This window comes from Lutibacter sp. (assembly GCF_041562875.1).
Classification (GTDB): domain Bacteria; phylum Bacteroidota; class Bacteroidia; order Flavobacteriales; family Flavobacteriaceae; genus Lutibacter.
The window spans coordinates 1-7943 of the sequence record NZ_JBFFOE010000106.1; the positions used below are offsets into that span (position 1 = coordinate 1).

General features: G+C 31.4%; 8 protein-coding genes. 6 read left to right on the forward strand and 2 right to left on the reverse strand.

The window, feature by feature from the left end; genetic code table 11:
* From ABY863_RS11640 to ABY863_RS11655, 4 genes are all read left to right on the forward strand, one after another.
* A partial coding sequence (locus ABY863_RS11640; protein WP_372795012.1) for a DMT family transporter occupies positions 1–825 on the forward strand: 825 nt, incomplete at its 5' end.
* A 1-nt stretch (position 826) separates the two neighbouring features.
* Positions 827–1195, forward strand: a complete 369-nt coding sequence (locus tag ABY863_RS11645; protein ID WP_372795014.1) for a hypothetical protein — start codon at positions 827–829, stop codon at positions 1193–1195.
* A 231-nt stretch (positions 1196–1426) separates the two neighbouring features.
* Positions 1427–2686 carry an OmpA family protein gene (locus ABY863_RS11650; RefSeq protein ID WP_372795016.1) on the forward strand — a complete coding sequence of 420 codons (1260 nt, stop codon included), beginning with the start codon at positions 1427–1429 and terminating at the stop codon, positions 2684–2686.
* A gap of 405 nt (positions 2687–3091) precedes the next feature.
* Positions 3092–4459, forward strand: a complete 1368-nt coding sequence (locus tag ABY863_RS11655; protein ID WP_372795018.1) for an OmpA family protein — start codon at positions 3092–3094, stop codon at positions 4457–4459.
* A 92-nt stretch (positions 4460–4551) separates the two neighbouring features.
* On the opposite strand, the gene ABY863_RS11660 is transcribed toward ABY863_RS11655, so the two are convergent.
* Together ABY863_RS11660 and dprA are read right to left on the reverse strand one after the other, a co-directional pair.
* The gene (locus ABY863_RS11660; RefSeq protein ID WP_372795020.1) at positions 4552–5148 is read right to left on the reverse strand and encodes an HAD family hydrolase; all 597 of its coding nucleotides are present in this window, start codon (positions 5146–5148) and stop codon (positions 4552–4554) included.
* Positions 5149–5222: 74 nt separating this feature from the next.
* Entirely contained in the window at positions 5223–6326 is a 1104-nt protein-coding gene (dprA, locus tag ABY863_RS11665) for a DNA-processing protein DprA (protein ID WP_372795022.1), read from the reverse strand.
* Positions 6327–6422: 96 nt separating this feature from the next.
* Between dprA and ABY863_RS11670 the strand changes: the two genes are divergently transcribed.
* Positions 6423–7355, forward strand: coding sequence for an SPOR domain-containing protein (locus tag ABY863_RS11670; RefSeq protein WP_372795024.1), 933 nt, complete (start codon positions 6423–6425; stop codon positions 7353–7355).
* A 63-nt stretch (positions 7356–7418) separates the two neighbouring features.
* Positions 7419–7928 (forward strand): acyl-CoA thioesterase, encoded by a 510-nt coding sequence (locus tag ABY863_RS11675; protein ID WP_372795026.1) that lies wholly within the window; start codon positions 7419–7421, stop codon positions 7926–7928.
* Positions 7929–7943 lie beyond the last annotated feature (15 nt).

Below are 7943 nucleotides of genomic sequence, written 5' to 3' on the forward strand. Positions count from 1 at the left end.
ATAGCTGTTTTACTGGTAAGTACATCAGGTATTTTAGGTAGGTATATTTCAATGCCTCCGCCAGTTACAATTTGGTTGCGTTGTTTGTTAGCTGTTGCAATTTTAGGTGCTTATATTTGGTATAAAAAAATAGATTTAAAAATCAAACACAAAAAAGATTGGGGAACCATTATTTTAAGCGGGTTGTTTTTTGGAGCACATTGGATTACTTATTTTTATGCTTTAAAATTATCAAATGTTGCTATTGGAATGCTTTCTTTATTTACGTATCCAGTAATTACAGCGCTATTAGAACCACTCTTTTTTAAAACAAAACTAGATATAAAACATGTACTTTTAGGCATCATTGTTTTAATTGGTGTTTATTTTTTATCACCAGAATTCAACCTAGAAAATAATCACACAAAAGGGGTGTTTTTTGGTTTAATTTCAGCTGTATTTTATGCAATTCGGAATATTTTAATAAAGAAAAAAACAGCCGATTACCATGGTTCAATGTTGATGTTTTATCAGATGGTAATTATTACGTTGGTTTTATGGCCCGTATTATTCATTTTTGAAGTAAATCCTACAACAAGCGATTGGCAAGCATTACTAGTTTTAGCTTTAGTGACTACTTCAATTGGACATACATTATTTGTAATGAGCTTTAAGAATTTTTCTATTAGCACAGCAAGTATTATGAGTAGCATACAACCAATTTATGGAATTATATTTGGGTTCTTGTTATTAAACGAAATTCCTTCAGGAAATACATTAATTGGAGGTTTTTTAATTCTTACAACGGTTGTTATTGAAAGTATAAATTCACGTAAAAAAAAGTAGTATGGAGTTTTTTAGAATCATTGATAAACAGGTAACAGAAGAAGTAATTCAAATGAGTATAAATCCAGAAAATTTAGAAAAATTTACTGATTCTATGTTTTTTTTGGAAGAAAACTACAATAATTTTAAAGGAGGCACGCTTTGGGGCGAATTTAATATTAGTTATGATAAAATAAATGGTGGAGTTCGTTTTACTTTATTAGATTGCCCAAATGCTTTATCGTGGACAATTACCACTGGTTTTTCACCTGAAAAAACTAAAATTGTAATTCATTGTACCATAAACAGAACTAAAAAACCAACTGAATTTATTGAAGAAATAAATGATTTTTTAGACGAATGGGAATCGGGGTTAATTAGCCAATTTTAATAACATAAACAGCAAACTCAATATTTACTGAAGTTTTACCATCCTTCTTTTTGGTTCAGTAAAAGTTAAATTAAAAAGTATACTACTGAAAAAAGATGTGAATTATGTAAGGTATTATTACAATTGTGTAACAGACTCTTAACTAAAATAGTTAGATTTGTTAGCAAATTTAACCCTGTGGAAATAAATATATTTGCGCCCTAAATTGATTAACCCTAAAATATTTAAAACATGAAAAAAATTATTATTAGTTTACTACTCTTCGGAGCCATCACTGCAAACGCACAAGAAAAAAATTACAACCAATGGTCAGTTGAAGCAGAAGCTGGAGTTCATAAGGTAACTACTCCTTTCAGCTCAGGATATGTCGCTGAAACTCCAAGCCTATGGCAAGTTGGTCTTGGAGTGCGTTATATGATTAATGAAAAACTTGGTTTTAAACTAGATGGTGGATATAACAACATCTCAAATAGCGATGAAAGCCAGGAATTTGAATCTGGATATTACAGAACCAGTATACAAGGTGTTGTGAATTTAGGTAATGTGCTTGATTTTAGAAACTGGACAAATACATTTAATGTGTTATTGCATGGTGGTATAGGATATTCCTTAAACAAACCAAAATACCCAAGAGATTTCAACAAAGGTGATCAAATGTTGAATTTTATTGTTGGTATTACTCCTCAAATAAAATTAACCGACCGTTTGGCACTTACCGGTGATTTAAGTATGATTAATCACGTTAGACAAGATGTAACTTGGGATGGGGCACAGAGCTTAAGCTCAGTTCTTCCAAACAATCAAGTAAGAGGGGTCAATGGTGTAATTGTGAATGCAAATATTGGTTTAACTTTTTACTTAGGTAAAAAAGCCATTCATGCCGACTGGTATTCAGAAGAAAATACCTTAAGAAGCGAAATTGATTCTTTGAATCTACGTCTTACTAAAGTGGAAACTGATATGAGAGACAGCGACAATGATGGAATTGCAAACTATTTAGATCAAGAACCTAATACTGTTAATGGCGCAGCAGTAGATTCAAAAGGTCGTGCTGTTGACTTAAACAACGATGGTATTCCAGATATAATGTTAGCGCCTTTAGATGCTCGTTACGCAAATAAAGCAGACATTCAAGGTGGAAATATTATCAAAGAATTGATTGACAATGGTTATGTAAATGTATATTTCAGTTTTAACAGTACAACTCCAGAAGATTATTCTTTGCAATCAGTAAACTACTTGATTATCTATATGAATGAAAATCCCGAAGCGAAAGCGGAACTTATTGGTTATGCTGATGAACTTGGAGATGTATCTTACAATCAAAAACTTTCTGAAAAAAGAGCAAATAAAGTACAAGAAATATTGGTTGCTTCAGGAATTGACGCTGCCCGTTTAACTGTTCGCGGTGGTGGTGAAGATGCTTCAGTAGACAAAAATTCTACAGGCGCACGTCAATTAGTTCGTCGTGTAACTTTTAAATTGAAATAAGAGTTTATTAAATATCCTTGATATGGAAATTCCCTGCTGTTGAAAAACGGCTGGGATTTTTTGTTTTTTACAGGCAACTAAATGATGTTAGTCTCTGACTTTTAAAATTTAAATCTTAAACTTAATTTCAGAATAATCGTTTACATAGCAACCAGCCTTTTTTCCATGTCTATCTTCAAGTATTTACTAAAGGTATTTCACTCCTGTTTTCAATTTATATGGCATTAAAAAATATTATCAAAAGTATACTACTAAAAAAGGTATGAATTATGTAAGGTATTATTACAATTATGTAACTCTTTAAACGTTTTGTGACATAACTTTACTCCATAAAGAAAGGGGATACCCAATTAGATTTATACTATTGGAACCTAAAATATTTAACTTTAAATAAACTTACAAAACATGAAACATTTAAAAATGGCCATAGTGGCTTTATTGTTAGTTACTGGTTTAAGCAATGTAAATGCACAGGACAAAAATAATCCTTGGGCTATAGGCATTGGCGTAAACGCAGTAGATTTTTATCCTACAAATCCAGGTATTTCAGGACATGGAGCTTGGTTTGACGAGTATTTTAACACAAGTGACCATTACAACATTCTTCCTGCAGTATCAAAAATAACTGTAGGTAAATATTTAGCGGGTGGTTTTAGTATTGAAGCAGCCGGTACTTTAAACAAAATAACTAAAGTTGGAGACAATAGCGTAAGCGATTTAGCCTATTTTGGATTGGATGGTGCCTTAAAGTATAACTTTAATAATATGGCAAGAGAAACTTCATGGTTTGATCCATATGTAACATTAGGAGGTGGCTATACTTGGTTAGATGATTTAGGTGTTGCTACAGCTAATGGTGGTTTAGGATTTAATATTTGGTTGAGTGATAATATTGGACTAAATGTTGAGTCTAAATACAAACACACATTTGATAGCGAAATAGTGCAACATTTTCAGCATTCGTTAGGTTTAGTAATTAAATTTGGAGGAACAGACAGTGATGGTGATGGTATTTATGATAAAAATGATGCTTGTCCAGATGTATTTGGATTGGCTGCATTTAACGGTTGTCCTGATACTGATAGTGATGGAATTCAAGATTCTAAAGATGCTTGTCCAACCGTATTCGGTTTAGCTTCATTAAATGGTTGTCCAGATGCAGATGAAGATGGAATTGCTGATAAAGATGATGCTTGTCCAAATGAAAAAGGAACAAAAGCAAACAAAGGCTGTCCTGATACAGATGGTGACGGAGTTGTTGATAAAGATGATGCTTGTCCAACTGTTGCAGGTCCAGCTGACAATAAAGGTTGTCCATGGCCAGATACTGACGGAGATGGTGTATTAGATAAAGATGATAAATGTGTTACAGTTCCTGGTCCAGCTTCAAATAATGGTTGTCCAGTAGCACCAACTGTTGAGGTGATGGCTACTTTAAATGAATATGCAAGAACTATCTTGTTTGACACAGGAAAAGCAACTTTCCACAAAGAATCTATAGATATCTTAAAAGCAATGACTACGATATTTAAAGATTATCCACAAGCAGATTTTGTAATTGCGGGTCATACTGATAGTGTAGGGTCAACTAGGTCAAATCAATTATTATCTCAAAGTAGAGCAGATGCTGTTAGAGATTATTTAATTTCAAATAGTATAAATGCTGATAGATTAACAACTGTAGGTTTTGGAGAGAGCAAACCAATTGACACAAATGCTACTGCAGCAGGTCGTAGGAACAACAGACGTACTGAAGTGACTTTAAAGAACTAAGCTAATAGTTTTTAAAATTTAAAATCGTCTAAAATTAATTTTTTAGACGATTTTTTTTAAAAAATATTTCAAATGAAATTCTTATTTTAAACCTAAAATGTAAACTCCATTTTGAAATAATTATTTATATCAATAACCATCATTCCTGCTTCTTTAGCTGCTTGTATTCCAAGAATGCCATCTTCAAAAACAACACAATCATGAGGATGAACTTTCATTAATTCTGCACATTTTAAAAATGTTTCAGGATGCGGTTTTGGATTTTCAATATCATCGGCAGTAATTACAATATCAAAAAAGTGAGACATTTCAACCACTTCCAACGTTTTTTTTGCTCCAGATTTTGTGCTTCCTGTTCCAACAGACATGGGTAAAATAGTGTGATACTTTCTAACAACATCTGCTACTACAGAAATTTCTTTCGTTAAATCAACCAACGTTTTAAAATGTGTTGATTTTATAGCACCTACTTCTTTTAGATTCATCTTTGTACCAAACAATTCATTCAATTTAACGATGGTTGCTGTTCTAGGCATTCCTGTTAAACTCATAAACAAATTCGCGTTAAAATCTATTCCATAAGGTGAAACAGCTTTTCGCCAAGCTGTAAAATGGTTTTGCATGGTATTGGCAATAGTCCCATCTAAATCGAAAATAAGTGCTTTGGCTTGTTTTGGAATTTCAATCATATAAAAATTTAAGTCACAAACTTACTAATTTTGTATCCTTTCTAGTTGTTTTTAACTATTTCTTATTGAAAAACTTAAACAGCTTCAAACAGTTTTCCTGGTAAAGGTTTTACAACACCTTTCATTTCTAAATTAAATAATAATGTAGTTGTTTGATGAATTGGCAATTTACAACTTAAAGAAATTAAATCTAATAATTGTTTCCCATTTTCTAATAGGAAATCATAGATTAATTGCTCAACTTCAGTCAATTCAACAAATAATTGTTTTTGAATAACTTTTAGTTGTTTTGGCTCTAATTCCCAATTTAATAGTTCTATTAAATCGTTTGCTGAAGTTAAAATTGCTGCTTTATTTCTCTTAATTAAATCGTTACATCCTTTGCTATACAAATCTGTGCTTCTTCCTGGAACGGCAAAAACATCTCTACTGTATGAATTTGCAATGTCAGCAGTGACCAATGAGCCTCCTTTTTCTGCAGATTCAATAATGATAGTTGCTTCAGAAATACCAGCAACTATTCTATTTCGTTTTAAGAAATTTTCTCGTTGTAATTCATCATTATGCCAAAAATCAGTAATAAAACCTCCATTTTTATTGATTTCAGAAACATATTTTTTATGTGACTTAGGATATACTTCTTCAAAACCGTGCGCTAAAACGCCAATGGTTTGTAAATTGTTTTTTAAAGCAGCTCTGTGAGCACAAATGTCTACCCCATAAGCAAAACCACTTACAATAATTGGATTGTATGCTGTTAAATCGAAAATTAGTTTTTCACAAAAATCTCTTCCATAACTTGTTATTTTTCGAGTTCCAACAATGCTAATAATTGCTTGATTTTTTAATTCAAAATTTCCTTCTTTAAAAAATAAAATAGGAGCATCTACACAATGTTTTAATCTTTCAGGATAATTTTCATCTGTAAAATAGAGCGTTTCAATACTATTTTTTTGAATGTATTGAAGTTCTTTTTCAGCTTCCTTTAAATTTGCTGAATCAAATATGTTTTTAAGCGTAAAAGAGCCTATTCCATTAATTTTTTCGAGGGTGTGTCGTTTAGCAGTAAGTACATTTTTTGCGCTTCCACAATGAGCAATTAACTTTTTTGCGTTAATATCACCTATACCTTTTACACGTTGTAACGCTAAAACGTATAGCAAATCTTCTTCAAGCATATTTTAACAATTTGATTGTCAATATATAAAATTATTGTTAATAAAAAATGCAACAACTCTTATTTTTAAGGTAGATTTTCTCATATATTTGTTTTAATGACAATAGCAAACTACATAAGCGATTTATTATACAGATATGAATGTGTGATTGTGCCAAATTTTGGGGGTTTTGTAACCAATGAAATTTCGGCCAAAGTAAATCACTTTACGCATACTTTTTATGCGCCTTCAAAACAGCTAACATTTAATTCGCACCTGCAAAATAACGATGGGTTATTAGCAAATTATATAGCTACTTCTGAAAATATTTCTTATTCTGAGGCTGTTTCAACTATTGAAAAAGAAGTTGCAACTTGGAGTATTTCTTTAATGAATGAAGAACTTGAACTAGAAAATATCGGTTCTTTTCATTTAAATTCTGATGGAAAAATAATTTTTGAGCCTACTACTGTTATTAACTATTTAACTTCATCTTTTGGATTAAGTTCTTATGTTTCACCTGCTGTGAAACGTATTGTTTACAAAGAGAAAGTGAAGCAATTAGAAACTATTGTTCCAATTCTTCCTTCCGAAGACAATAAAAGAAAGACTCCTATATTTATTAAATATGCGGCTGCAGCTGCAATTATTTTTGCTTTAGGAACTGTTGGATGGAAAGAATATCAAAAATTTGAATACAATAATTTAGTTGCTCAAAGTAATGCACAACAGCAACAAGTTGAAAAAAAAATACAAGAAGCTACTTTTGTAATTAGCAATCCGCTACCTACAATTACTTTAAATGTAGTAAAAGAAACTTATAATTATCACATTATTGCAGGTGCATTTAGAGAACCTGAAAATGCTGAAAAAAAACTACACCAATTATTAGAAAAAGGGTTTAACGCTAAAATTTTAGGTATTAATAAATGGAATTTAACACAGGTTTCTTACGAGAGTTTTAATACTATAAATGACGCAATTAACATGTTAAACAAAATAAAAAAAACAGATTCTAAAGACGCTTGGTTACTGGTAAAAGAATACTAAACTCCATTTTTTTCACCTTCTTTTTTAATAAAATAGCAATATCTTTGCTTAAAAATACAATTTATGGTAAAAACACCTAAAGAGTCTTTAACGATATTAACTGACATTGTTTTACCTGGAGAAACCAATCCTTTAGGAAATTTATTTGGTGGTGAATTATTAGCAAGAATGGACAGAGCTTGTAGTATTGCAGCACGACGCCATTCACGACGAATTGTTGTTACTGCATCTGTAAATCACGTAGCATTTAACAGGGCAGTTCCTGTTGGTAGTGTTATTACTATTGAAGCGAAAGTAACACGTGCTTTTAAATCGTCCATGGAAATTTATGTTGATGTTTGGAGTGAAGACAGAGAATCTCAGGAACGTAGCAAGGTAAATGAAGGTATTTACACTTTTGTTGCTGTTGATAATACTGGAACTCCTGTTGTTATTCCAAAAATTATTCCTGAAACCGATCTTGAAAAAGAACGTTATGAAGGTGCTTTAAGAAGAAAACAATTAAGTTTAATTCTTTCAGGAAAAATGAAACCATCTGATGCTACTGAGTTAAAAGCGTTGTTTTTGAGTTAAATTACATTTTATAAA